This window comes from Sphingomonas sp. (genome assembly GCF_019635515.1).
GTDB lineage: Bacteria > Pseudomonadota > Alphaproteobacteria > Sphingomonadales > Sphingomonadaceae > Sphingomonas.
In genome coordinates this window covers 1,450,112-1,476,359 of sequence record NZ_JAHBZI010000001.1, presented here as the reverse complement: position 1 = coordinate 1,476,359, position 26,248 = coordinate 1,450,112, and the positions used below count along the sequence as shown (strand labels likewise).

The 26,248-nt window shown below is 65.2% G+C and carries 22 protein-coding genes and 1 tRNA gene; 15 read left to right on the top strand and 8 right to left on the bottom strand.

From position 1 onward, the window contains the following. Window positions 1-505 precede the first annotated feature (505 nt). The 4 genes from KF730_RS07415 (at window position 506) to KF730_RS07400 (ending at window position 4,730) form a co-directional block, all read left to right on the top strand. On the top strand, window positions 506-2,803 hold the full coding sequence (locus KF730_RS07415) for a MobA/MobL family protein (RefSeq protein WP_294093458.1): 2,298 nt from the start codon (window positions 506-508) through the stop codon (window positions 2,801-2,803). Window positions 2,804-2,957: 154 nt separating this feature from the next. Continuing rightward, complete coding sequence (locus KF730_RS07410) at window positions 2,958-3,482, top strand: hypothetical protein (protein ID WP_294093456.1); 525 nt, start codon at window positions 2,958-2,960, stop codon at window positions 3,480-3,482. Beyond that, on the top strand, window positions 3,482-4,135 hold the full coding sequence (locus KF730_RS07405) for a hypothetical protein (protein WP_294093454.1): 654 nt from the start codon (window positions 3,482-3,484) through the stop codon (window positions 4,133-4,135). The genes KF730_RS07410 and KF730_RS07405 overlap by 1 nt, the downstream gene beginning before the upstream one ends. 97 nt (window positions 4,136-4,232) lie before the next feature. Next, window positions 4,233-4,730: a hypothetical protein gene (locus tag KF730_RS07400; RefSeq protein WP_294093452.1), complete on the top strand. Its 498-nt coding sequence runs from the start codon at window positions 4,233-4,235 to the stop codon at window positions 4,728-4,730. A gap of 127 nt (window positions 4,731-4,857) precedes the next feature. Here KF730_RS07400 and KF730_RS07395 read toward each other — a convergent pair. Continuing rightward, window positions 4,858-5,615 (bottom strand): IS5 family transposase gene (locus tag KF730_RS07395; RefSeq protein WP_294093451.1). Its coding sequence is split into 2 segments (ribosomal slippage): window positions 4,858-5,291 and window positions 5,291-5,615, totalling 759 coding nucleotides; the frame shifts between segments, so codons are not numbered across the junction. Between the two features lie 258 nt (window positions 5,616-5,873). Here KF730_RS07395 and KF730_RS07390 point away from each other — a divergent pair. Genes KF730_RS07390 through KF730_RS07380 form a run of 3 tightly spaced genes read left to right on the top strand, consistent with a single transcriptional unit; the run spans window position 5,874 to window position 9,311 of the window. Then, the gene (locus KF730_RS07390) at window positions 5,874-6,956 is read left to right on the top strand and encodes an ABC-three component system protein (protein WP_294093450.1); all 1,083 of its coding nucleotides are present in this window, start codon (window positions 5,874-5,876) and stop codon (window positions 6,954-6,956) included. Beyond that, window positions 6,949-7,446: an ABC-three component system middle component 2 gene (locus KF730_RS07385; RefSeq protein WP_294093448.1), complete on the top strand. Its 498-nt coding sequence runs from the start codon at window positions 6,949-6,951 to the stop codon at window positions 7,444-7,446. Before KF730_RS07390 ends, KF730_RS07385 begins: the two co-directional genes overlap by 8 nt. Further along, complete coding sequence (locus KF730_RS07380) at window positions 7,443-9,311, top strand: AAA family ATPase (RefSeq protein WP_294093446.1); 1,869 nt, start codon at window positions 7,443-7,445, stop codon at window positions 9,309-9,311. The genes KF730_RS07385 and KF730_RS07380 overlap by 4 nt, the downstream gene beginning before the upstream one ends. 323 nt (window positions 9,312-9,634) lie before the next feature. Here the strand turns inward: KF730_RS07380 and KF730_RS07375 are convergent, their stop codons facing one another. The 6 genes from KF730_RS07375 to KF730_RS07350 form a co-directional block, all read right to left on the bottom strand. Continuing rightward, complete coding sequence (locus tag KF730_RS07375) at window positions 9,635-10,192, bottom strand: hypothetical protein (protein ID WP_294093444.1); 558 nt, start codon at window positions 10,190-10,192, stop codon at window positions 9,635-9,637. A gap of 12 nt (window positions 10,193-10,204) precedes the next feature. Further along, window positions 10,205-12,211 (bottom strand): DUF6538 domain-containing protein, encoded by a 2,007-nt coding sequence (locus KF730_RS07370; protein WP_294093442.1) that lies wholly within the window; start codon window positions 12,209-12,211, stop codon window positions 10,205-10,207. A gap of 98 nt (window positions 12,212-12,309) precedes the next feature. Then, a tRNA-Glu gene (locus tag KF730_RS07365) sits at window positions 12,310-12,384 on the bottom strand. Window positions 12,385-12,445: 61 nt separating this feature from the next. Beyond that, entirely contained in the window at window positions 12,446-13,468 is a 1,023-nt protein-coding gene (locus KF730_RS07360; RefSeq protein ID WP_294093440.1) for a S8 family peptidase, read from the bottom strand. 237 nt (window positions 13,469-13,705) lie between these two features. Beyond that, complete coding sequence (locus KF730_RS07355) at window positions 13,706-14,173, bottom strand: YbaK/EbsC family protein (protein ID WP_294093438.1); 468 nt, start codon at window positions 14,171-14,173, stop codon at window positions 13,706-13,708. After that, window positions 14,174-15,832, bottom strand: a complete 1,659-nt coding sequence (locus tag KF730_RS07350) for an MFS transporter (RefSeq protein WP_294093436.1) — start codon at window positions 15,830-15,832, stop codon at window positions 14,174-14,176. It lies immediately after the preceding gene. Window positions 15,833-15,934: 102 nt separating this feature from the next. Here KF730_RS07350 and KF730_RS07345 point away from each other — a divergent pair, with 102 nt between their 5' ends. The 6 genes from KF730_RS07345 (at window position 15,935) to KF730_RS07320 (ending at window position 21,686) form a co-directional block, all read left to right on the top strand. Further along, window positions 15,935-16,201 (top strand): DUF6356 family protein, encoded by a 267-nt coding sequence (locus tag KF730_RS07345; RefSeq protein WP_294093434.1) that lies wholly within the window; start codon window positions 15,935-15,937, stop codon window positions 16,199-16,201. 4 nt (window positions 16,202-16,205) lie between these two features. After that, the gene (locus tag KF730_RS07340) at window positions 16,206-17,552 is read left to right on the top strand and encodes an FAD/NAD(P)-binding protein (RefSeq protein ID WP_294093433.1); all 1,347 of its coding nucleotides are present in this window, start codon (window positions 16,206-16,208) and stop codon (window positions 17,550-17,552) included. 58 nt (window positions 17,553-17,610) lie between these two features. Then, complete coding sequence (gene hppD, locus KF730_RS07335; protein WP_294093431.1) at window positions 17,611-18,648, top strand: 4-hydroxyphenylpyruvate dioxygenase; 1,038 nt, start codon at window positions 17,611-17,613, stop codon at window positions 18,646-18,648. A 217-nt stretch (window positions 18,649-18,865) separates the two neighbouring features. Then, entirely contained in the window at window positions 18,866-20,143 is a 1,278-nt protein-coding gene (gene hmgA, locus KF730_RS07330) for a homogentisate 1,2-dioxygenase (RefSeq protein ID WP_294093428.1), read from the top strand. Next, window positions 20,140-20,490, top strand: a complete 351-nt coding sequence (locus tag KF730_RS07325) for a Rieske (2Fe-2S) protein (protein WP_294093427.1) — start codon at window positions 20,140-20,142, stop codon at window positions 20,488-20,490. Before hmgA ends, KF730_RS07325 begins: the two co-directional genes overlap by 4 nt. Window positions 20,491-20,537: 47 nt before the next feature. Continuing rightward, window positions 20,538-21,686 carry an isovaleryl-CoA dehydrogenase gene (locus tag KF730_RS07320; protein ID WP_294093425.1) on the top strand — a complete coding sequence of 383 codons (1,149 nt, stop codon included), beginning with the start codon at window positions 20,538-20,540 and terminating at the stop codon, window positions 21,684-21,686. 144 nt (window positions 21,687-21,830) lie between these two features. On the opposite strand, the gene KF730_RS07315 is transcribed toward KF730_RS07320, so the two are convergent. Then, window positions 21,831-23,909 carry a M13 family metallopeptidase gene (locus tag KF730_RS07315; RefSeq protein ID WP_294093423.1) on the bottom strand — a complete coding sequence of 693 codons (2,079 nt, stop codon included), beginning with the start codon at window positions 23,907-23,909 and terminating at the stop codon, window positions 21,831-21,833. Between the two features lie 126 nt (window positions 23,910-24,035). Between KF730_RS07315 and KF730_RS07310 the strand changes: the two genes are divergently transcribed. Together KF730_RS07310 and KF730_RS07305 are read left to right on the top strand one after the other, a co-directional pair. After that, entirely contained in the window at window positions 24,036-25,637 is a 1,602-nt protein-coding gene (locus KF730_RS07310) for a carboxyl transferase domain-containing protein (RefSeq protein WP_294093421.1), read from the top strand. Then, window positions 25,637-26,245, top strand: a complete 609-nt coding sequence (locus tag KF730_RS07305) for a lysophospholipid acyltransferase family protein (RefSeq protein ID WP_294093419.1) — start codon at window positions 25,637-25,639, stop codon at window positions 26,243-26,245. Before KF730_RS07310 ends, KF730_RS07305 begins: the two co-directional genes overlap by 1 nt. The last annotated feature ends 3 nt before the right edge of the window (window positions 26,246-26,248 follow it).

The window sequence follows — 26,248 nt, the reverse complement described above, 5'->3', positions numbered from 1 at the left end:
ATGCGGGTTGGCTGGCGGCTAGCACTCCGCCGGCCGCCCGGCCAGGCAACGTCAGGACTTTCCACGAGCCAGTCCGCTGGTTACCATGCTCGCGACCTACTCGCGCATCTTCAAGCTATATCTAAAGTATTTTTCAGCGGCGGCGCGACTGCAAACGTAGAATGACGACCCGGTTCGGCCCTCGCTCCTTCCGCGCCGGATGAGCATGAAAACCGGTCTGCGACCCAGAGTGAATCGCTAGCCTGATGTTGCGATTCCAGGGGCGCAACAGCGCAAAAAGGTGGCACCACCTTTTTGCGGGCGATCGGCCGATGGCGAGGGTCCTGCACGCCGGGGCGCTCCGGAAGGCGGGAAGGTCATACTAGCCTGGCTTGAACACACCAGGCCTCATCGCTGGATGGGGGTTGTTTTGCCCTGGCGCGGGAATCACGTTCCCGTCATGCCGACGTCCGATCAGCCATCCTATCCCGCGTTCGCGCACCAGCTCGCCGCGTTGCTGGCGAAGATGGCGAAGGAAGAGCGCGAACTGTTCGGCCCCATCCTGCGCCGCCTGCACGTGCGGGAACCTGAACCGGCGATCAAGCGCGGATCCGCCGTGCAGGTGCCCGAATGGCGGACGCCGTCGTCCGGTGGGACGCGGACCGGCGGCGCGGTCGATCGGATCGATTTCAGCCGCGCCAGCCCGATTAGCGCCGAGCGGCGGCAGTCGGATGTCGCGCGGGTTCCGCATCTCGACATCACCCATATCACGCGCACGGTCGTGCCGAGATCGAGCAAGGGGAAGACCCACCGTCGCTACCCGGCGGTGGGCGAGGTTGCCGCCGGACATCACGATTATGTCCTCGACGGCGCGCTCAGCTACGCGAACCATTTCGATTACATCACGCGACAAGCGGGCGGCCGCGATCCGGACGATCCCATGCCGGTGATGGACCTCCTCGATTTCGAGGAGGAGCACCGCGCCCAGAATGTGCTGGCGGTGTTGTCGAATATCGGTGTGACCCGCCAGCGGCAACGGAGCCTGTTCGAGGCCGCCGAGCGGTGCGAACGTCAAGCGCGCAGCGGCACGCTGACCGTATCGACCAAGCACGCGGAAGCCTGGCGGACGGCGGCGGCCGAGCCGAACGCGCCGTCGTGGATCAAGGACGCATCGCGGCGGCTGGATGCCGTCGAGACGAAACAGGTGCTGTCGGCGGCGCGGCGCAAGAAGCCGGTCGTGGAGAAGGATGTCGCGCTATGCGACGTCAATCTCGAGCAGGCCTACGATCGCCTGACCGAAACCGACGCCATCTTCGGCAAGCGCTCGCCGGCCTTGCCGGCGTTCAAACAGGGTCGCTCAGGCCGCGTCCAGACCCGCTTTGTCGTTGAACTGCCGCGCAACCTCGATCCGCGATCCTATCACGAGATCATGCGGCGGCTGTGCGGCCGGCTCGACGCGGACGGATGGATGTATGTGGCAGCGATCCATCGGCCCGATCCGCACAACACCCCCGATAACATGCACGTGCATATCGATGCGTATGACCGGCCCAGCCGATGGCTCGATGACCACAGCTGTTGGGATTTCGAATACCGCGTGAAGAAGCGCAACGGTAAATGGGCCTATCCGTATCGACAGAACAAGATCGCGATCGCGCGAGGGGAAGCGGGTGGCCCGAACGGCCTGACCGTGGCCAGCGCCTATTACAAGGCTTTGCGCGCCGCCTATGCCAACATCGCCAACGACGTGATCGCCGGCCGTCCGGATACACCGCGTTATGTCGGCGGCACCTATCGTGAGAACGGAATCGATCTCACGCCGTTGCGCCACCTGGGCAACCGGACGATAGCCGCCGAGAAGCGCGGTATCGTCACCCCGGCCGGCATCCGTAACGCGCTCATCATGTTCGGTGACAAGCTACGCCAGGTCGGCAGCGATCTGACGGCGGGTGAAAAGGGTCTGGGTGCGCGCGCCGCCACGCGGATCAATGCGGCGAAGGCCACCGCGGCGCAGCGTGCGGTGCGGGAATGGAAAGACCACGAAGCGGCGGCGCTGCTTCGTGAAGCGCAGGCGCGGGTGATGGAGATAGCCAGCGGCCTGCTGCGATCTCGGGCCGAGGCCGTCATCGCGCACCAGCGCGGCGACGATCAGCCACACGCCAAGCGGCGGCAAGAGGAAGCGATTGTCGCGGATGCGCGCGCGTGGCTCGACGAAATCGATGCGGTTATGCCCGGATCGCGCGACCGGGACGCGGAAGCCGCGATCGTCGCCGGTCACCATTCCGCCGCCGGGGCGGCGCTGCGGAAAGCGGAAGACTATGACCGCAACGCGTTGCCGACGCTCAGCTATGAACCTCGCTTCGGCGACGCGGTATCCGTGAACGCGGAATATCGCACCGTGACGCGCGGACGCCTCTTCGAATGGCTCAAGGAGAATGAGGAGAACGACGAGGCGCTGGTGATCGACGACCATCAAGTCTCGATCGGTGCGGCCGTGCCGAAGGCGATCGACCGGCTGTTCCGATTGTTCATCGCCGATCTGGAGGTGCAGGAACGGCTGCACCGCGAGCGCCTGCGCCGCCAGATGACGGCTGTCATCGAAAGCGCGGGGTCGAACTTGGTCGAACCGTCGTTGGATACCTCCGTGCGCGGTCCGGCAACGGGGGCTGACATATCACCGGCTCCGGTAAGCGGCATCCGTGCCCAAGCGGCGCGGATCGTCGGGTCGCCGCATGGGGGTCAAGACAAGGCGGCCTCCAAGGGTCCACGGGCTGATGAGGACGTCAACCGGATTGGACCGGACCGCGACAGCCCCGAGCGGTGATGCGCCGCTCGCCGGATGGATCGCCCAATGGCTCTATCCGGAACCTAAGGATGTGATGGAATGGACGCCGCAGCGAAGCTGCCGGGCGTGATGAAAAGTCGGGCAGCCTGATCCGCCGACGACGGCGGTGACCCTCCACCGAAAGTCCAAGAGAATGTCCTCAGCCCCACCCGTCGGCGTATTTGCCGATCCCTCGACGCGCGTCCTCGCCCTGCCGTTCGCGGCGCTCGATCTGTCCGCCGCCGATGCCACGCCGTTCACTAACGGCATGCCCGCCGCCTCATGCGAGTTCGCCCGTATCAACCTCGTCGCGGGAGCGACGCCGGTCAGCGCGCCGATGTTCCGCGATGTCGCTGGTCACGTCGCACACGAAACCGGCCGCGACGTGATGTTGGTTCGCACCGGCCTGCATCCCGAAACGCTCGATCCGGTTCGTGTGGAGATCGCGCTGAACGCCGCAGGCGATACCATCGTCCTAACCGACATGTCCTTCTACCGCCATCACGACGGCGCGCTCTGGCTCGTTCCCGCCTCCAACAGCGCGTATCTCGAACTGACCGCCGATGGCCTGCACCTGCACACGGTGCCGCCGTTCGTGACGTGGTTCGAGCGTGGTGATGGGCTGTGCCGCGCCGCCGCCGAGATCGTGCGCCTCCTGCGTCGCCGGAGTGCCCGCTAATGGCCGCCGCCAAGTCCCGCCGCCCGGCGAAGACGGTCGCGCCGAAGCCGATCAAGACCGATCCCGACAATCCGCAGACCTGGCTTTACCTCAACCCGCAGGGACCGAGCGCGAACGGCATCGTCTACGGCGTGCTGCGCACCAGCTACGCCGATCGCATCAATACGGCGGAGGCGTTCGGCGCCAGGAAGTGCCTGCCGATCGCGCCCGACCTGAACGAATCGAACGACTGGCCGATTACCGCCGAACGGGTCGAGGTCGTGCTGCCGCCGCTCGCTGATGATCGCCTCGCCGATCCGGCCGCACTGTTGCGCGAAATGGACGCTTGTTCGATCCCGCAACAGAAGGCGCTGCTCGCTTACATGACGTTCCCCTTGGGTGATGCCGGACGGTTGCACCAGGGTTGGGAGCGCTGCCGCGCGTTCGTGCGTCAGTATTTCGCGGTCGACCGGCAGCTCGCGACCATGCTCGTCCTGCACAGCCCCGGGCGGGTGAACTCGGCCAACCCGCTCCACTGCCACGCGCTGGTGGTGCCACGTCGGCTCACTGGGCTGCCGCTCGCCCATGGCGCGTTCGACGAGGACCTGACGCACGATCGTGGCCAGGCGCTCGTCGAGGCGCTGTGGACCGAGCATGTGAAGACGTTCCGATAGGAAGGAGACGGGCGGCCGGATGCGCCGGTCGCCCGCCGATGACCTCGGAAGGAGGTGAGATGTCCCCGGGACCGGGGAGGAAAAAGGAACCGAACAGATGACCGATACCGCCACCGCGACCATGCGCCGTCACGTCCACGCGATCACCCGGATGTTGCTGGGCGATCAGGTGCTCAAACCCGGCCTCGCGATCACTGCCGGGCAGGTGCTGACGCCAGCGGGCGTGGCAAGGATCGCCAGGCTCGCGCATGATAGCCAGACCGATCTCATTCACCTCGATTTCGCGATCGATGGCGATATCGCCACGCTCAACGACATCATCATCGCCGCACCGCGCGATAACAACTGTTTCGTTTACACCCGCTGCCAGCTAGCCCAGATACGCGGCAAGCGCCACGCGATGATCCTGCCGCAAGCCGCCGCGCGCGGGCACTTCCGCATCCTGCCGAACGAGATCGTTCATATGCCGAACAAACCCACCAAGCTGACCACCGAAGGCATGGCGTTCGCGGCTCAACGGCTCAACAGACTGGTGCGCGACGACGTCCAGACCAGCGGGCAGATCGATCTGTTCGAGGTGCTTCAGAACGCTTGAGGCAGGTGCCGGTGAACGCCAGTTGGCGTTCGCCGGGTCTGTTGCAGCGACTGCTCAGTGCCGCAAGTTCGGTCGTTCGACCAACGATCGCGAAAGCTGCCGCTTGTGTAGGGTCAGGACTCATTGTTCATAGCCAGAAGATGACGGTGGCAGCGAGGGCGATGGCGGAGAAGAAGACGGTAGGGCATTGGTCGTAGCGAGTAGCGACGCGGCGCCAGTCCTTCAGGCGGCCGAACATGATCTCGATACGGCTGCGCCGTCGGTAGCGGCGCTTGTCGTACCTGACGGGCTCGTTGCGGGATCGCCGACCTGGGATGCAGGGCTGGATGCCCTTGGCTTCCAGGGCGTCCCTGAACCAATCCGCATCATAGCCGCGGTCGCCGAGCAGCCATTGCGCCTTTGGAAGGTCGTCCAGCAGCGCTGCCGCGCCGGTGTAGTCGCTGACCTGCCCGGCGGTCATGAAGAAGCTCAAGGGCCGTCCGTTCGCATCGCTGACGGCGTGCAGCTTGGTGTTCATGCCGCCCTTGGTGCGGCCGATCAGCCGCCCAAGGCCCCCTTTTTAACCCGCAGGCTCGATGCCGTGCGGTGTGCCTTCAAGTAGGTCGCGTCGATCATGACGGTCTTGGGCTCTGCCTCCGCCGACGCCAGACCCTCCATCATGCGCAGGAAGACACCTCGCTCGCCCCACCGCTTCCAGCGATTGTAGAGCGTTTTGTGCGGCCCATAGTCCTTCGGTGCATCACACCAGCGCAGCCCGTTGCGATTGACGAAGACGATCCCGCTCAGAACCCGCCGGTCATCGACCCGTGGCTTGCCATGGCTCTTGGGAAAGTACGGCTGCAGACGCGCCATCTGCTCATCCGTCAGCCAGTACAGCTCGCTCATCCACGGTCTCCTCACAGACCCTGAATCAGATCGCAACGCTCACATCAATGGGTCCTGACCCTAGGCACCCGCCGGGGAAAAAGCATTGCCCTACGACTGCGATTTCTGAAGCCCTCAGCCCAAGTGCACGAAGGCTGACGGCTCGACTGGTACTTTTTCTCACTAAACTCTTGCGTTGTCAGTATCTGATACGATCAAAGAAGCGCTTGATGCGCGCAAAAAAAGCAATGACCGGGGTTGGGGGGATTTGTTCGAAATATGAAGCCGCTGGTCCGCGCCATTACCACGTCCGCAGAGATCGGCGGTGCGGACCCGCTCGAGATCCGCTCGGGCCCCTCGATCCCGCCTATCGAGCGCATCAAGCTGTTCTCGTCGAGCCAATGGGAAGCCGTGGTCGATGAATGGGCTTCGAGCCTGCCCGACTACAAGCTGGTCGAGCGGGCCGGCGGAGCCGGCGACATGGGATGCGACGTCATCGCGACGGTCGATCCGGCCGACCCGGACAGCGACTGGGACAATTACCAGTGCAAGCACTACGACCACCCGCTCGCGCCGAGCGACATCTGGATCGAGCTCGGCAAGCTGTGCTACTACACGCACATCGGCGAATACGGCGTGCCCCGCGCCTACAGGTTCGTGGCACCCCAAGGGATCGGCACCAAGCTCCTCAACCTGCTCAAGCGGCCCGACAAGCTGCGCCAGGGTCTGATCGACAACTGGTCGACGAAGTGCACCACGAAGATCACCAGCATCAAGTCGGTCCCGCTGGAGGGCGCGCTGCTCGCCCACGTGCAGTCGTTCGACTTCAGCCGCGTCGGGCACGTCCCGACCCTCAAGCTGATCGAACAGCACCAGAAGACCCCATACTTCGCCGTGCGCTTCGGGCTCGGGCTGCCACCGCGCCCCGCCTCGCCGACGCCGCCGCCGGAGATCGCCGTGGGTGAGACGCGCTACGTCTTGCAGCTGCTCGACGCATATGGCGACAACCAGCAGGCCGCATATCCCTCGCCGGACTCGCTCATCCCCGCGCACCAAAGGCACCTCCGGCGGGCGCGCGAGAGCTTCTATTGCGCCGAGGCGCTGCGCAGCTTTTCGCGCGACACGCTGCCCGACGGTGCGTTCGAGAACCTGCAGGACCAGATATTCGACGGCGTGATCGACACAGCCGAGGCCGACCACGACTGTGGATTGACGCGCGTCAACGCGACGACGGCGCAGGCGACCAGCCTCAGCCTCACGAGTTCGGCGCTCCTCGGCCGCGTCGAGCCGAGCGATCGCAAGGGCGTCGTCCACCAGCTGGCGAACGACGACCGGTTGACCTGGGTGCCGGGCGATGAGTGACGCGCCCGCGCAGAATTCGCCGCTCAACAGCCCGCTCGAGACCGGTCTGCGCTCGGTCGCGATCCTCGCCGAGGCATGCCCGGACGAGTTCGACCTGCAACGGCTGCTGTATTTCGACTACCTCGTCGTCCATTCCAGCGACGCCGACGGGCCGATCAGCCTCCACCCGAACACGCCGCTCCGAAACGGCGAGCTCCTGGTCCGCCGGGGTGTTATCGAGCGCGGCCTGCTGCTCTACATCAGCCGCAGCCTCATCGACCGGCACGCGCGGGCCGACGGCATATTCTACTCGGCATCGGAGGCGGCGGGGCCTTTCCTCGAATGCCTCCACTCCGCCTACAGCTGTGAACTGCGGCTGCGCGCGACCTGGGCGATCGACACGTTCGGCGCGCTCGACGACGACGAACTGAAGAGCTACTTTGACGCCCGGTTCGAACGGTGGACCCGCGAATTCCAGGCGGTCCAGCAGCCACCGGAGCTGTTGCTGTGAGCGGTTTCGAACTGCGTAGCCTGCGCGTCACCGGCCCCGGCAAGACGGACGCCGAGATGACGTTCGAGGCCGGCCTGAACGTCGTCTCGGGGCCGTCCGACACCGGCAAGTCCTACCTCGTCGAGGCTATCGACTTCATGCTGGGCGGCCAGACGCCGCCACGCCAGATTCCCGAGAGCGTCGGCTACGACCGCGCCCACCTCGTCATCGAATCCAAGTCGGGCACGCGCTACGAACTGACCCGCGCGCTCGATGGCGGTGATTTCCAGCTACGTGACCTCTCAAGCGACGACGACGCTGCGGTGACGTTGGCCGGGCGCCACAGCTCGACCGACCCGGACAACATCAGCACCTTCCTGCTGCGATTGGTGGGCCTCGACCAGAAGCGCCTGCGCAAGAACGTCAACAATGAGCTGCAGAACCTCAGCTTCCGCAACCTGGCGGCGCTGCTGATCGTCGACGAGGAGACGATCATCAAGAAGAGCTCGCCGATCCTCTCCGGCGAGTCCACACAGAAGACCGCGCAGGTCAGCCTCTTCAAGCTACTGCTAACCGGCGTCGATGACAGCGCGCTCGTCGCCACGAAGAAGCCCGCGATCGCGAAGGCCGAGATCGAGGGGCAAATCGCCGTGCTCGACGAGCTGATCGCCGACTACGAATCCGACCTGAAGGAACTGACCGAGTCGTCTGCCGATGAACTCGTCGAGCAGCTCGACCGGCTGGACGCGTCGATCGCCGCCAGCGAGCGGGCCATGTCGGCCGAGCGCGCGCAGTTCGAGGAACAGGAACAGGCGCGGCGCGACGCGTGGCGGACAGCCGAGCGTATCCAGGGCCGGCAGGCAGAGATCTCGGGTCTCAAGGAGCGCTTCGCCCTCCTGGACCAGAGCTACACGTCCGACCTGCAGCGGCTCGAGTCGATCGCCGAGGCGGGCGCCTACTTCGTCGCGTTGCCGCAAGGTACCTGTCCGCTGTGCGGCGCGCCCGCCGGTGACCATCGCCATGACGGCGTCGCCCAGGACGGCGACGTCGACCGCCTGCGCGAAGCCTGCGACAGCGAGATCGCCAAGATCCGACAGTTGCAGTCGGAATTGGCGACGGCCGTCTCCGACCTCGACGGCGAGCGTGATGCGCTGGGCGCGGGCGCGTCCAACGCCCGGCTCCGGTTCGACACCGCCGACGCGCTCGTGCGCGAAACGCTCGCGCCCGCGCTCTCGGCCGCTCGGCGGCAGGTCGACGAGCTCTATTCCGTCCGCGCCGACGTCAAGCGGGCGTTGACGCTGGTCGACCGCATCGCCGCCATGACCGCGCGCCGGGCGGAGGCACACGCCGCGCTCGGCAGTGCGGGCCGGTCGAACGACGAGCGGCCGGGTCTGCCCGCCGCCAGCGTCCAGGCGATCAGCGTCGCGGTCGAGGAGCTTCTCGACGCGTGGCGCTTCCCCCACGAGAAGCCAGTCTACTTCGACGAGACGCGGCAGGACATGGTGCTCGGCAGCAGGCGCCGCGGCGACCAGGGCAAGGGACTTCGGGCGATCACCCACGCCGCGTTCACGATCGGACTGCAGCAAGCCATAAGGACGCTGGGCCGGGATTCCGCCGGGTTCATCGTCCTGGATTCGCCGCTGGTGACGTTCCGCGAGGCCGACCACGACGACGAGCTCGCGCCCGACCAGAAGGTCGCGGTGAAGCAGGCGTTCTACGCCGATCTTGCAGGCCGCGCCGACCTATCGCAGATCATCGTGTTCGAGAACGAGGATCCCGACCCGGCGCTGCGCTCGCAGCTGACCATCCAGCTGTTCTCGAAGCAGGACAGCTCGGGCCGCTACGGATTCTTCCCGCGCCCACAGCCCGAGCCGAACCTGCTCTGAGTCCCGCCGTGGGGCGCGACGTCGACGTCCGAGCCTGAACCTAGAGGTCGCGATCAGCGTCGCCGTCGCCGTCAGCCTGAGCCTTCTTCTGCAACGCGCGGCCTGCCGGTCGGCGTAGGTGATCGCGAGGTCGCGCTGGCCGACCCGACGCCCGTCTCCAACCGCTTGATGGTCTGGGCGCTAAACCCCGAACCGGTCGGCCAAGGTCTTTTGTGACCAGCCCGCCGAAGGATGGACCTGTCGAAACTCGCCGATCAGAATCCGATCCCGAACCGGATCAGATTCTGATCGATCATCGCGCGTCGGCTCGCAGCTGGACCGCATCAACATGCACGTCGTCCACATTCTTCATCGAGAAGCTGTTCAACCCATAACGATGTCGCGACCGTGAAGTAGTCGGCGACAACATGGACTGCATAATACAGCGCCGCGGCCGACGTGATGGCCTGCTGGCTGGCCATGACGTCGGTCGCAATGGCCTTCCGCGCCGCGAGATGCATCTGCTGAAAATAGCGAGCGTGATCTGCCGCCTCGCCAGAGGGAGCAACTGGAGTGCCAAGCGTGCAGGCGGTCATAGCCAAGACGACAAGGTCCGGCTCGCTTGCGAGCAATTCGGCGCTGATGCTGTATGCCAGCCAGCGATCAGCGCCGGATCGAGTGCAGGATCCCGCATGTTCTGCGACGAGCGCCGCGAAAACGTAATCGATCAGATGTTCGAACAGTCGCGCAACGGGGCCGACGGTGGATTTGGCGACGCCCGCCTCCTCGGCAACGGAGTGAACCGTCACGGCCATGATACCGTCCCGCAGCGTGACCGTTCGGGCGGCGGCCAGGACGCGATCCCGGGTGTCCTGAGGATTGGCATTGCGCGGGCGCGCCATCGTCGCGCCCGATCAGGTCTTGGCTGAACGAAGCCGGCGGACAGCGAACCGGTCCGCCGCGGGGGCGTCGTCCCGCGCCGCGATCAATCGGTCCCAATCGATGAAGCTGACGTTGAGCTTCTTGAGATTATGCCACTGGGCGAAGATCGAAACCAGGCCATAGCGATCCGCGACTTCGGTGAGCGCGTGCCCCTTGATCCGCTTGGCGACGCGTGCCGGTATGTCGCTGAGTTCGGCGCGATCGGTGAACTCGTGGCGCATCGAGTGGAAGACGTAGCGATCGTCGTCGGTAACCGTGCGATCGAAATACCTATTGAGCCGGTTGCTGAGCAGCTTCGTGGGCGATGCGCCGGAGGTGCCGGGCAGATCGAACAGCGTCTCTTTGCCGAGCGCGCGTCGATGGGCGACGAGATCGTTGAAGCCCAGGTCGATCAGCCGATCGTGCAGCACCACGTAGCGATCGGAGCCATCGTTCTTCACCTCTTGATCGATGCCGGTGCCGGTGATGTGCACGAACGTGCACGACCCTTCATACTCATCGCCGAAGGTGCGGCGCATGTCGCAGTGATGGACATCGTCGAGCCGGAGTTGCCCGATCTCACGCAAGCGCGGCCCGCTCATCGCGCCGAACAGGAAGAGCCAATACAGCTCGTCCTGGTAGAGATGGATACCGGGCTTCGTTCGGGCGACGTCACCGATCCCGGCGCACCCCGTGAACAGCGGCGAATCGAACAGCGTCTGGATCATCCCGGGCGGCAGGGGCAGGTGCGGCTTCTTCTGACCGGCGCGCGTCTTGGAATAACCGGCGATCTCGATCTTCTCGGCTACGTTGATACCGACGAAGGCGTCGGTCTGGACCTTGCCGAGGATCTGGCTCATCGCGCCGACATCCTTCTTCACCGTGCCCGATGCCAGCCGTTCCGGCTCGGGGGTCTGGCGACCACCTTCCTCCCACAGCCGGCGCTTCTCGCGCGCCTCGTCGATCACCATGCGCAACGTGCGGCCCGACCGTTCCAGCTTGGCGAGCTCGACCTGGGGCGGCATGTCGGTGACGAGATTGCGGAATTCGATGACCTGCGGCCGGGTGATGTCGGCTATCACCAGATCGCCGAACAGCGCGACGAAGCGCGACACCGAGCGGGTGGCTTCGGTGATGGCGGACGCGCCGGGGCGCCGCTGCTCGATCCAGTAGCGCAGCGCCTCGCTCAGGCGCATGGACCACAGGCCTGTCATGGCGTGATCGTTGTTCGGTCCCCTTGGAGACGACGCGGCGGGGAGTTGCGCGTGGGACAGCGGGGCCGTGGCTGGCCCGATGGTCGGGGCGACGACCTTGTCGATGTTCGCTGGCCATGATTCGAACGGATGTTCGACCAGGCGGGCGAGATAGCGCTCGGCGATCGCGTCGTAGGTCTCGTCGTCATTGAGATCGAGCCGGGGCTCGATCGAGCGTAGATAACTCACCGCGAAGGCGATCGGGCGAAACACGCGCCGTCGCAGCAGGATAGTGGCCAGTTCGCGATAGACGATGCCATCGGCGATCCCGCGTCCCTCGAAAATCTCGGCGCGCAGCCTGAACACGTCGCGCTCGGCATCGGTGTCGATCGACGGCACCGGCTCGACCTCGACCAGTGGCTCATACGCAATCATGTCGCCATATTGCTGACAGCGATCGACTTCCGGCGGAGCCCAAGAATCGCAGACGTGGGACGCCAGCAACGTCAATTGCTGGGCGATCGCGGCATCCATCGAGCCACGGATGTTGCCCAGACGCTCGAGAGCCGTGTCCACCAGACCCGCCGCCTGGTCGAGGCTCTGGCGCGCGAGTTGCCCACGGAGGCGCAGGATTTCCGACTTGTAGTGATTGATGAGCCTGCCGCGCGCGGCGTCAGCGGTGTCACGATCGGTCGTATGAAGCGACCGGGTCCACTCGCGCTTGCCGACGGCAGCCCGAAGATCGACGGGCACAGTCATACGGAATTGCTCGATCTTCGATTTCGCCCGCTTGACCGAATGTGACATCCGACGCCCCATATGTAGCACCCTTTTGTAGCAGTGGGCGCCTAACGAAGCGTTGATTTTGCTGGATTTCCGCCGATCTCCGCACCTTAGCGGGAGATTGGTGACCCCTACGGGAATCGAACCCGTGCTTCAGCCGTGAAAGGGCCGCGTCCTAACCGCTAGACGAAGGGGCCGTCCGGGTGGAAGGGCCGGTTAGGGAAAGCCGGGCGGCGGGTCAAGCGTCAAACAAGCGTGTCAGCGAAACGCCGCCGTCAGATCGACGATACCGCGCCCATAGACCGCGTCCTGCCCCGGTGCGCCGGCGTCGCGTGCCGAGGCATAGAGCGCCGCGACCAGCTGTGCGCTGGTCATCGTCGGGTTGGCCTGGGCCAGCAAGGCGATGGCGCCAGATACCAGCGGCGTCGCTCCCGAGCAGGAGGGCGACGCCGCTGTCAGGAAGTGATCGGCGCTGGGTCCGGCGCGATTGCTGAAGCCGTAGATCTGGTCCGCGCCATCGACCGCGCCGACCAGGATCACCAGCCCGCGGGCGATCGCCGCCTCGTCGGCCAGCCCCGCTCCCCATGCCTGGGGCTGCGGACGCGATTCGTTGCCGGCGCAGATCGTGACGATGACGCCCGCTGCGGTTGCGCGATCGATCGCCGCGCGCATCGCGATGCTGGGCGGCGTGTCCGCGATCATCGACAGGTTAATCACGCGCGCGCCGGCGATGCGGGCGCGGTCGATCCCTTCCTCCACCGCCGCGAGCGACATGAAGCACGAGGTTGCGCACGGCGGCTCGGCGCGGAAGGCGATGATCGTCGCGTCGAACGCCACACCGTGCGTCCCGACTCCATCGCGCCGCGCGGCGAGCAATGCGGTGACTCCGGTGCCGTGGCCATTGGCGTCGGCCAGCCGGGCGCCGCTGGTGAGATCGGCCGATGCGGGATCGATCCGGCCGGTGAAATCGGGATTGTCGATATCGAGGCCGGTGTCGATCACGGCGACCTTGATCCCGGCGCCGCTGAAGCCGCGCGTATAGGCGGCAAGCGCGTTCATCGACACCGCGCCGCCGCTGGCGCGATATTCGGCGGTGTCAAATGCGGTGGGGGTCGGCGTCGGGCCAGGTGCGGGTGTCGGGGTTGGCGTGGGCGCCGCGACCGGAGTCGGCGTGGGAGAAGGCGACTGCGCGGCGCCCGCGCCGCCGCCGGCGCTATCGCAAGCGACAAGGACCATCGCGGCAATGAGGGCGAGCAGCGGATGGTTCGGGAAATATCTCATCGCCCCGGCTTGCCCGAATGTCCGATTCCGAACAGAAGCTAAATCGCGAACGGCCAGCCCAGCGCTATGAACGTTCCGCGCGGATCAGTCAGCGGCGGGCCGGGCCAAGCGAATTGGAAACGCCCTCCCTGAAGCGGGATGTAGAGCGCCGGCGCACAGCAATGCCGATTGCACCTGCCGCGGCGCTCCCCTTTTGCCTGCTCGCGCAAAAAGGTTACGCGAACGCCGCCCTGCCAATCATTCGGGCAGGCGGCACACATCCACCCAGCGCCGCGACACCAGTTCCGCCAGCCGCGCGGGCGCGACCTCGACCGAGGCGGTGCGCGATCCGGCGGCGGGAAAGACGGTGATGAAGTCGCGGATCGACACGTCGCAATAGACCGGCAGATCGGTGGCGAGACCGAACGGGCAGACGCCGCCAACCGGATGGCCGGTCAATGCTTCGGCCTCCCCGGCATCGAGCATCTTGGCCCGCCCGCCAAACTCCGCCTTGCACTTCTGGTTGTCGAGCCGGGCATCGCCCCGCGAGACGACAAGCAGCACGGTGTCGCCGACGCGCAGCGCCAATGTCTTGGCGATCCGCGCCGCCTCGACGCCGAGCGCCGCAGCTGCATCCGCGACGGTGGCGGTGCTCGCAGTCCCCTCGATCAGGCGCAGTTCCGGCGCATGCTCCCCGAGCCACTTGCGGACCGATTCGACGCCCACCTAGTCCTCGATCCGCCGCTTGCGCGTCTCGGGCAGCAACAGCAACCCGATCACGAAAGTTACCGCGGCGGCCACGACGGGGTACCAGAGCCCGTAATAGATATCCCCGGTAGCCGCGACCATCGCGAAGGCGGTCGCAGGCAGGAAGCCTCCGAACCAGCCATTGCCGAGATGATAGGGCAGCGACATCGAGGTGTAGCGGATGCGGCTTGGGAAATATTCGACCAGCAGCGCCGCGATCGGGCCGTAGACCATCGTCACCAGCAGCACGAGCACGAACAGGATGCCGATCACCATCGGCTTGTTGATCTCCGCCGGATCGGCCTTGGCCGGGTAACCGGCGGCGAGCAGCGCTTCCTTCACCGCGGTCTGATAATCGGCGATCGCCTTGGCATTGCTCGTGCCCTGGCGCGGATTGGGCGCTGGGAGCAGGACATCGCCGATATGGATCGTGGCGGCGCCACCCGTAGCCGCATCGACGCTCTTATATCCAACGCCCTGCTTGGCGAGGAACGCCTTGGCGATGTCGCAGCTCGTCGCATCGAACTTGTTCTTGCCGACCGGATCGAACTGGAACGAGCATTCCGCCCGATCAGCGAACACCTGCACCGGGGCGTTGCGCAGCGCATGCGCGAGCCGCGGGTTAGCGGCTTCGGTGAGCATCCCGAACAGAGTGAAGTAAGAAAGCGCCGCCAGCGCGCAACCGGTCAGAATGATCGGCTTGCGCCCGATCTTATCGGAGAGCCAGCCGAAGAACACGAAGAACGGCGTGCCTAGCGCCAATGCGATCGCGATCAGGATATTGGTGGTCGCGCCATCCACCTTGAGCGTCTTCTCGAGGAAAAACAGCGCGTAGAACTGCCCGGTGTACCACACCACTGCCTGGCCGACGACGGCGCCGAACAGCACGATCAGCACCATCCTGAGGTTGCCCCAGCGCAGGAACGCTTCGGTCAGCGGCGCCTTCGAGGTCGCGCCCGTCTCCTTCATCTTCTGATAGACCGGGCTCTCGTTGAGCTGGAGGCGGATCCACAGCGAGATGACGAGCAGAATCGCCGAGGCAAGAAACGGCACACGCCAGCCCCACGAAGCGAATGCCTCCTCGCCCATCGCGGAACGCGTGCCGATCACCACCAGCAGCGACGCGAACAGCCCCAGCGTCGCGGTGGTCTGAATCCAGCTGGTGTAGAGCCCGCGCTTGTTGTTCGGCGCATGCTCGGCAACGAAAGTCGCCGCGCCGCCATATTGTCCGCCCAGCGCCAGCCCCTGCAGCACGCGCAAGCCCACCAGCAAGGCGGGCGCCGCGACACCGATCGCCGCATAATTGGGCAACAGGCCGACCGCGAATGTCGAAAAGCCCATGATGCCCATGGTGACGAGGAAGGTGTTCTTGCGCCCGACGAGATCGCCGATCCGCCCGAACACGAGCGCGCCGAACGGGCGCACCGCGAAGCCTGCCGCGAACGCGCCCAGCGCGAAAATGAAGCCGGTCGTCTCGTTCACCCCCGCAAAGAACTGCGCGGTGATGGTCGTCGCCAGCAGGCCGTAGAGATAGAAATCATACCATTCGAAAACGGTGCCCAGCGACGAAGCCGCGATCACCATCTTCTCGTTGCGCGTCGCACGGTGGTGCTGCGGCAGTTCCGCCTCTTCGGCCATATCCTCTCGCCCCTTTGTTGTTAGCGCTAACGAAGCACACAAACCCGTGACGCGAAAGCGCAATAGCTTTCAATCTAGGCTTGGCAGGCCTAAAGCTCAGCTATGATCGAACGCTATTTCCTCTCCCATCCCCGCAGCGTCGGCGAGACCTATGGCGAGCATGCCGCCACCGCCGCCCGATTCGGTTTCAAGATGATCGTGGGGGGCGTGGCCTGCGTAGTCCACGCGATTTTTCCGTCATTGTTCGCCCGCACGGCAAGCGACACGGTCAAGAAGCTGTACGGACAGATGAAGGCGCGCCAGCCGAATTTCTCCGCGGAACGCCCGGCGTTCCAACAGCCCGAGTGGCAGATCGAATACGAGATTTGAGCGCGTGATCGAGCACGTCGCCATCATCGGCGCGGGCTTTTCGGGGACGCTGCAGGCGATCAACCTGCTCCGCCACGATGGCCCCCGCGCCACCCTGATCGAACGCGCCCCGGTCGCCGGCACCGGTCTCGCCTATGGCGCGGCACACCCCAGTCACGTTCTCAACGTCCGCGCCGCCAATATGAGCGCGTTTCCGGACGACCCCTCGCATTTCGTCCGCTGGCTGGAAGCGCGCGGAGTCGCCGATGCGCCCACCACCTTCATTCCCCGCGTCACTTATGGCGAATATCTGCGCGAACTTCTCGAAGCGGCGCTGCGCGATCCGAGCGGACGCCTGACGCTGGTGCGCGGCGAAGTCGAGGATCTCGAATTCGCCAATGATGTGAAGGTGCGGATGCGGGGTCGCACCGTGGAGGCCGATGCCGCCGTGCTCGCCGTCGGCAATCTGCCGCCCCACGATCCGCCCGGCCTCGATCCGGAAAAACTTTCATTCGAGCGCTACAAGGGGGATCCGTGGGACGCGAGCGTTCCCGAGAACCTTGCCGATACCGATACCGTGCTGATCATCGGCACCGGCCTGACGATGGTCGATGTCGTCCTCCTGCTCGATGCGCGCGGGTTCAAGGGCCGCATCGTCGCCCTCTCCCGCCGCGGCCTCTTGCCGCGCGACCACGCGCCCGGCAGCGCCTGGGACAAGATCGCCGAGCGCCCCGCCACCACCGCCTCGCAGCTCCTTCATGGCGTGCGCGAGCGCGGCGAGAGCGTGGGCTGGCGCAATGCGGTCGATGAGCTCCGGCCGTTCACGCAAGCGATGTGGGGCAACGCTACCGAAGCCGAGCGCGGCCGCTTCCTGCGGCATTTGCGCCCCTGGTGGGACGTGCACCGGCACCGCCTGGCGCCCGAAGTCTATGCGCGGCTGATGGCCGTGATCGAGCGCGGGCAGCTCGAGGTGATCGCGGGCAAGACCCTTGGCTTCGACGAGCAGGCAGATGGTATCCATGTCGCCTTCCGCCGCCGCGGTGCGGACGCGACCGAGACGCTCCTCGCCCAGCGCATCGTCAATTGCACCGGCCCGCTCGGCGACCTCGCACGCACCGAGGAGCCTTTGCTCCAGAAGCTCGCCGCAAGCGGACGTATCCGCCCCGACGCGGCGCATCTCGGCATCGATGTCGACAATCAGGGTCAGACCATCGCGGCGGATGGCAGCCCGAACGGCAATCTCTATGCACTCGGCCCGATGACACGCGGCGCATTCTGGGAGATCGTCGCGGTGCCCGACATCCGCAACCAGACCTGGAGTGTCGCGCGGCGTCTCTCCAATGCGCATTGGGTTGGGGGCGAAGGGCTTTAGTATCAATTGACACTAATTGACCCAAAGGGTAGCGCCCGGCGTTGAAATGGAGCGTGCCATGAACGACCCCGCTAACCCTCTCGGCCTCAACGGCTTCGAATTCGTCGAATTCACCTCGCCCGACCCCCAAGCGATGGCGGCCCAGTTCGAGCAGATGGGCTTCGTCGCGTCGCACCGGCACCCGACCAAGAACATCACCCGCTACAAGCAGGGCCGCATCAACCTGATGCTCAACCGCGATCAGGGCGGCCGCGTCGCCGAGTTCCGCGCCGCGCACGGTCCCTCGGCCAGCGCGATGGCCTTCCGCGTCGCCGATCCCGCCAAGGCGATGGAATGGGCGCTCGCCCATGGCGCCCAGACGACCGAGGAAGACGACACCGTCATCCAGGGCATAGGCGGTTCGTATCTCTATTTCGTCGCGGACGACGCGGATCTCTATGCCGACTGGGCCGAGATCCCGGGCTGGCAGGACGCCGAAGCCGCCAACAATGTCGGTCTCGATCTGCTCGATCACCTCACCCACAATGTACGCCGCGGCCAGATGCGGGTGTGGTCAGAATTCTACAAGACGCTCTTCGGCTTCGAGGAGCAGAAATATTTCGATATCAAGGGGCAGGCGACCGGCCTGTTCAGCCAGGCGATGATCGCCCCGGACAAGGCGATCCGCATCCCGCTCAACGAGAGCCAAGACGACAAGAGCCAGATCGAGGAGTTCATCCGCGAATATCAGGGCGAAGGCATCCAGCACCTCGCGCTGACCACGCCAGATATCTACGACACCGTCGAGAAGCTCCGCGCCCGCGGCGTCAAGCTGCAGGACACGATCGAGACCTATTACGAGCTGGTCGACAAGCGCGTGCCCGGCCATGGAGAGGACATCGAACGCCTGCGCAAGAACCGCATCCTGATCGACGGCAATGTCGGCGACGAGGGCATCCTGCTCCAGATATTCACCGAAAACATGTTCGGCCCGATCTTCTTCGAGATCATCCAGCGCAAGGGCAATGAAGGTTTTGGCAACGGCAATTTCCAGGCATTGTTCGAGAGCATCGAGCTGGACCAGATCCGTCGCGGTGTGATTAAAGTCGACGCATGATCTAGGAGCAAGCGCAGCTTGGTCCGCGATGCGGCGCGAAGGCGCCGCCGTCGACCGGACGGCACGGCAAGCCAGCCCATAGGGCACGGCTTTGCCGGGACCGACGGGTTGGCAAGGTAGAGTTGGAGAGGAGAGCCGGGACAACCCGGCCCAAACCGCAGGGAGGATGAGGGGGACACGAGCGCCTCCTCATCCAACTGCCTCAGGAGCACCGCCGATGACCGATTACTTCCCCGGCTTTGGCAATCACGTCTCCACCGAAGCCGTCCCGGGCGCCCTGCCGATCGGCCGCAACTCGCCCCAGCGCCCGGCGTTCGGCCTTTACGCCGAGCAACTCAGCGGCACCGCCTTCACCGCGCCGCGCCATGAAAACAGGCGCTCCTGGCTTTATCGGCTGCGCCCCAGCGCCGAGCATCCGCCGTTTGTTCGTTACGAAGACGCCAAGCGTTTCGCGCCCGGCACAGTGCAAAGCCCCCTGCCCCCCAATCGCCTGCGCTGGGATCCGATCGCGGCGCCCGCCCCCGGCACCGATCTGATCGACGGCATGACGACGATGCTCGCCAATTGCGATCCCGCAGATCTCGAGGGCGTCGCGGTGCATGTCTATGCTGCCAACGAAGATATGAAGTCCCGCGCCTTCGTCGATGCCGATGGCGAATTGCTGTTCATTCCTCAGGCCGGCCGCCTCCAGTTGCTTACCGAGCTCGGCAAGATCGACATCGCCCCCGGCCAGGTCGCGCTGATCCCGCGCGGCGTGAAGTTTCGTGCGATCTTCCCCGATGGCGAAGCCCGGGGTTACGTCGCCGAGAACCATGGCGCGCTGTTCCGCCTTCCCGATCTAGGTCCGATCGGCGCCAACGGCCTAGCCAATCCGCGCGATTTCGAGACCCCCGCAGCCTGGTTCGAGGATCGCGACGAGCCCTTCGAGCTGGTCCAGAAATATCTCGGCTCATTATGGACGACGACGCTCGATCACAGCCCGCTCGATGTCGTCGCCTGGCACGGCAATCTCGCGCCGTGGCGCTACGATCTGTCGCGCTTCAACACGATCAACACGGTCAGCTTCGATCATCCCGATCCGTCGATCTTCACCGTCCTGACTTCGCCCAGCGACGTTCCCGGCCGCGCCAATGCCGACTTCGTGATCTTCCCGCCGCGCTGGATGGTCGGCGAGGACACCTTCCGTCCGCCCTGGTTCCACCGCAACGTCATGTCCGAAGCGATGGGGCTGATCACCGGCGCGTACGACGCCAAGGCCGAAGGCTTCGCGCCCGGCGGGCTTTCGCTGCACAATCTGATGGCCGGCCACGGCCCTGACGTCGCCAGTTGGGAAGGCGCTTCAAACGCCGATCTCAAGCCGCACAAGATTACAGGCGCCATGGCCTTCATGGTCGAGACTTGCTGGCCCTATAAGCCCACCCAGTTCGCGCTTGAGACGTCGCAGCCCGATTACGACGCCGCCTGGGTCGGCTTCCCCAAGGCCAAGCTGCCTTGAGCCTGAGCGAGACCCCGGCCGGCGTAAAGCTCGGCCCGCTCGAGCTCATCCCTGACGGCAAGGCCCGCAACTTCGTCCTGGAAATGAAGGCCGGCCGCTTCCATGGCTTCGTCGTTCGCAAAGGCGACACCGTCCATGGCTATCTCGATCGCTGCGCGCATATGGCGATCCCCCTCGCCCAGCAGCTCGACCAGTACCTCACCCCAGACGGCACTCTGATCCAGTGCAGTTGGCACGGCGCGCTGTACCGGATCGAGGACGGAGTCTGTATCGGCGGCCCGTGCAGCGGGGCGCGATTGGTTTGCTGGCCGGTTGCAGTGCAGGACGGCGTGATCGTCACCGCTTGAACTCGCCAAGATAGGTCAGCTATACTGCCGGAAATAGGAGAGCATTGATGGACGGCACCCTCGATTTCGGCATTGGCGAAACCGCCGAGATGATCCGCGACACCACGCAGCGCTTCGCCAAGGAGCAGATCGAGCCGCTGGCGGCGAAGATCGACGAGGAGGACTGGTTCCCGCGCGAACTATGGCCCGCAATGGGCGAGCTCGGCCTGCACGGCATCACCGTCGACGAGGAATATGGCGGGCTTGGCCTCGGCTATCTCGAGCATGTCATCGCTTGTGAGGAAGTCAGCCGCGCCTCGGCCTCGATCGGCCTGTCCTATGGCGCGCATTCGAACCTCTGCGTCAACCAGATCAAGCGCTGGGCGTCGCCGGAGCAGAAGGCCAAGTATCTCCCCAGGCTTGTCTCCGGCGAGCATGTCGGCAGCCTCGCAATGTCCGAGGCCGGCGCCGGCTCCGACGTCGTCGGCATGAAGCTGCGCGCCGAGCAGAAGGGCGATCGCTTCATCCTCAACGGCACCAAATTCTGGATCACCAACGCCACCTACGCCGATACGCTCGTCGTCTACGCCAAGACCGGCGAAGGCTCGCGCGGCATCACCACCTTCATCATCGAGAAGGACATGCCGGGTTTCTCGATCGGCCAGAAGATCGACAAGATGGGCATGCGCGGCTCGCCCACCGCCGAGCTGGTGTTCAACGACTGCGAAGTGCCCGAGGAAAACGTTATGGGCCCGCTCAACGGCGGCGTCGGCGTGCTGATGTCGGGCCTCGATTACGAGCGCACCGTCCTCGCCGGCATCCAGCTCGGTATCATGCAGGCCTGTCTCGACGTGGTCATCCCGTACATTCGCGAGCGCAAGCAGTTCGGCAAGCCGATCGGCACCTTCCAGCTGATGCAGGCCAAGGTCGCGGACATGTATGTCGCGCTCAATTCGGCACGCGCCTATGTCTACACCGTCGCCAAGAATTGCGACGCGGGCAACACCACCCGCTTCGATGCGGCCGGCGCGATCCTGCTGGCATCGGAGAATGCCGTGCGCGTGTCGCTGGAGGCGATCCAGGCGCTGGGCGGCGCCGGCTATACCAAGGACTGGCCGGTCGAGCGCTTCGCCCGCGACGCCAAGCTGCTCGATATCGGCGCGGGCACCAACGAGATCCGCCGGATGCTGATCGGACGGGAGCTGGTCGGGGGGTAGGATCCCAAAGGCCGTCATGCTGAACTTGTTTCAGCATCCAACGCGCAACAATGATCACCCTCTCCAGTGGAGAGTTGGACCTTGAAACAAGTTCAGGGTGACGAGAAAATGGGGCGAGCCGCGAGGCTCGCCCTTTTTTTCAGATCACCAGATCTTCACGCGCTTGTCGGGCGCGAGATACAGCTTCTCGCCCGGCTGGACATTATACGCCGGATACCATGCATCGATGTTGCGCACCGTCATCACGCGCCAGCGCGCCGGAGCGTGCCCGTCGGTCGCGACGCGCGCGCGCAGCAGCTGGTCCAGGCTCTTGTCGCGCCAGCTCTGCGCGAAGGCGAGGAAGAAGCGCTGATCGCCGGTCAGCCCGCCGATCACAGGAGCCTCCTTGCCGCCCAGCGACGCGCGGTAGGCGTCATAAGCGGCGGCGAGCCCCGCAACGTCGGCGATATTCTCGCTGAGCTCCAGCTTGCCGTTCAGGTGCAGGCCCGGCAGCGCTTCATAGGCGTCATACTGCGCCGCCAGCGCCGCACCCGCCTGCTTGAAGTGCGCCAGATCTTCCGGCGTCCACCAGTTGCGCAGGCGCCCCTGGCTGTCGAAGGTCGCGCCAAGATCGTCGAAGCTGTGGCTGATCTCGTGGCCGATGATCGCGCCGACACCGCCATAGTTCGACGCGGCATCCGCGGTCGGATCGTAGTAAGGCGCCTGAAGGATCGCGGCCGGGAAGTTGAGCGCGTTCTGCAGCGGCAGATTGACCGCGTTCACGGTCTGCGGCGTCATCCACCATTCCTTCTTGTCCGGCGCCTTGCCGAGCTTGGCGAGTTGGTGCCGCGTTTCGGCCAGCTTGGCACGGCGCAGATTGCCGACAGGATCGTCCGCCTTCACCTCGAGCGACGAATAATCGCGCCATGTATCGGGATAGCCGACGCCGACCTGCATCGTCTCGATTTTCTTGCGCGCCTCGGCCCGCGTCGTGTCCTTCATCCAGGTCAGCCCGGCGACGCGCTTGTCGAACGCCGCCTTGATGTTGCTGACCATGTTCTGGATGTCGGTCTTCGACGTCGCCGGGAAATAGTCCTTCACATAGAGCTGGCCGACCGCGTCGCCCAGCCAGGTGTTGACGCTGGCGATCGCGCGCTTGTCACGCGGGCGCTGCTGCTTCTGGCCGTTGAGTTCCTTCGAGAAGAAATCGAAGCGCGCGGAATCGAACGCGGCGGGAAGCACCGCGGTCACCTGGTTGATGCTGTGAAACGCCAGCCAGTCCTTCCACGAATCCACCGGCTCCTTGGCGACGAGCTGCGCAAGCTTCACCGTGGTCGCGGGGTGCCAGACGATGAAATCATTCTGCGAGCCCAGCCCGGCCGCGTTCCAGAACGCATCCCAGTCGATCCCCGGCGCCTTTTTGGCGAAGTCCGCCTTGGTCCAGGGATTGTTCGCCTTGCTGGCATCCTGGCTGGTTAGGTTGTCGGTGTGCGCCTGGGCGATCTTCATCTCCAGATCGAACACCCGCTTCGCCCGCGCCGCCGGATCGGTCATCCTGGCGAGCGTGAAAAGCTGCGTGATGTACGCCTGATATTTGGTGCGCAGCCCCGCCATCCGTGGATCGGCCGAGAGGTAGTAATCGCGATCGGGCAGCCCCAGTCCGCCCTGCAGAACATAGGGCACATTGGTGTCGGGCTTGTCGAACGCCTGGCTGACGAACAGGCCGAACAGGTTCTCGGTATTGTAATTGGTGGCGTTGAGCGGATCGACATCGACGCGGATATTAGCGCCGAGCGCGGTCGACAGCGACTTGTTGTCGGTGATCGCGTTGATCTTGTTCATGTCGTCGCTCAGCGGCGCGAGCCCGCGCGCCTCGATGCCGGCGAGATCGGTATAGCCCGTGTACCAATCGGCGATGCGGCGCGTGTCCGTGCCCACGGCAGCGTTCGCTTTGATCGCGGCCTCGATGATCGCGAGGTTGTTCGCCTCGGCCTTGTTGAACACCATCAGCCCGGTGCCGATCTGGACGCGGTCCGCCGGAATCTCGGTCCTGGCTCGCCAGCCGCCATTGGCATAATTGTCGAAATCGTCACCTGGCTTCACGGCCTTGTCGATGCCGTCGAGATCGACGCCGATGCCGGTGCCGGCCGCGGCGGTGGTGCCCGGGCCCGAGGTGGTGCACGCGCTGGTCGCAAGTGCGGTGGTCGCGAACAACGCCGCGAGCAGGATCGAATGAGTCTTCAAGGGGGAAACTCCGTATCGCTGTGATACGCCTGTGCTACACCCAGAAAATGGCACGCGCCAGCACCTTCCAATTGTGTATGCTCGGGTGTAGGTGGATCAAAACTAGGACAGGAAGGATGCCCTATTATGAGCGCCCCGGTGCTCGACACCAAGGTCTCCGCCGATAGCGAAGTGTTCCGCGCCAATGCTGCGCACAATCGCGCTTTGGCCGAACGGCTCCGCGCCGATGTCGCCGCCGCGGCACTTGGCGGCTCCGAAAAAAGTCGCGAACGGCACGTTTCCCGCAACAAACTGCTTCCGCGCGAGCGCGTCGAGCGTTTGCTGGACCCCGGCAGCCCCTTCCTCGAAATCGGCCAGCTCGCCGCCAACGACCTCTATGACGGCGAAGTCCCCGGCGCGGGCATGATCGCCGGCATCGGCCGCGTCTCGGGCCGCACCGTGATGATCGTCTGCAACGACGCGACGGTAAAGGGTGGCACCTATTATCCGATGACGGTCAAGAAGCATCTCCGCGCCCAGGAGATCGCCGACGCCAATCGTCTGCCGTGCATCTATCTGGTCGATAGCGGCGGCGCCAATCTGCCGCATCAGGCGGAAGTCTTCCCCGACCGCGAGCATTTCGGCCGCATCTTCTTCAATCAGGCCAATATGTCGGCCAAGGGCATCCCCCAGATCGCCTGCGTGATGGGCAGTTGCACCGCCGGCGGCGCCTACGTTCCGGCGATGAGCGACGAGAGCGTCATCGTCCGCAATCAGGGCACGATCTTCCTCGCCGGCCCGCCGCTGGTGAAGGCCGCGACGGGCGAAGTGATCAGCGCCGAGGATCTGGGCGGCGGCGATCTCCATGCGCGCAAATCCGGCGTCGTCGATCACCTCGCCGAGAATGACGAGCACGCGCTGACCATCGTCCGCGACATCGTCAGCCATCTCCCCGCCGACGCCGAAGCCACGATCAAGCTGCTGGAGCCGCGCCCGCCCAGATATGACGCCAGCGATCTCTACGGCATCGTGCCCCAGGACGTTCGCGCGCCCTATGACGTGCACGAGATCATCGCCCGCCTGGTCGATGGCAGCGAGTTTCAGGAGTTCAAGGCGCTGTACGGCACCAGCCTGGTCTGTGGCTTCGCCCATATCTGGGGCATCCCCGTCGGCATCATCGCCAATAACGGGGTGCTGTTCAGCGAGAGCGCGGTGAAGGGCGCGCACTTCATCGAGCTATGCTGCCAGCGCCGCATCCCGTTGCTGTTCCTCCAGAACATCTCGGGCTTCATGGTTGGCGGCAAATATGAGGCGGAGGGCATCGCCAAGCACGGCGCCAAGCTCGTCACCGCCGTCGCCACCGCCACCGTGCCCAAGATCACCGTACTGATCGGCGGCAGCTTCGGCGCCGGTAATTACGGCATGTGCGGCCGCGCCTATTCGCCGCGCTTCCTGTTCAGCTGGCCGAACAGCCGCATTAGCGTAATGGGCGGCGAACAGGCCGCCTCGGTGCTCGCCACCGTCCACCGCGACGCCGACAAATGGAGCGACGAGGAGGCCGAAGCCTTCAAGGCTCCGATCCGCGCTGCTTACGAGGATGAAGGCAACCCTTGGCACGCCACCGCGCGGCTATGGGACGACGGCATCATCGATCCCGCCCAGACCCGCGACGTGCTCGGCCTGGCATTCGCGGCGACCCTTAACGCCCCGATCCCCGAACGCCCGGCGTTCGGCGTGTTCCGGATGTGATGGCGGATCCCGCGCCCACCCCGCTCTCGCGGATCGTTCGCCGCCTGCTGCTGTGGTTCTATCAAACGCGCGGCTGGAAGGCGGTTGGGATGCCGCCCTCCGATCGCCGCTGCGTGATCGTCGCCGCGCCGCACACCTCGAACTGGGACTTCATCAACTTTCTCGGCCTCACCAACGCGCTCGGCATCGGCGCGCATTTCATGGGCAAGGCGAGCCTGTTCCGCTGGCCGATGGGACGCTTCATGCGAGACATGGGCGGGGTCGCCATCGATCGCTCGAAATCGCGCAACTATGTCGAGGCGACCATCGCCGAATTCGCCAGACGCGGTGAATTCATGCTGGTCATCGCGGCCGAAGGCACCCGTGGCGCCGTCACCCAGTGGCGCACCGGCTTCTATCACATCGCCATGGGCGCCGGCGTGCCGCTGGTCCTCGGCTATGTCGATTATGCCAGGAAGATCGGCGGTCTCGGCCCCGTCTTCATGCCAAGCGGCGACTACGAGGCCGATATGGCCAGGATCGTCGACTTCTACAGCGACAAGGTGGCGCGCCATCCTGAGCGGACCGCGCACGACCTCTCCACCATCATCGGAACGAACCGCAAATGACCT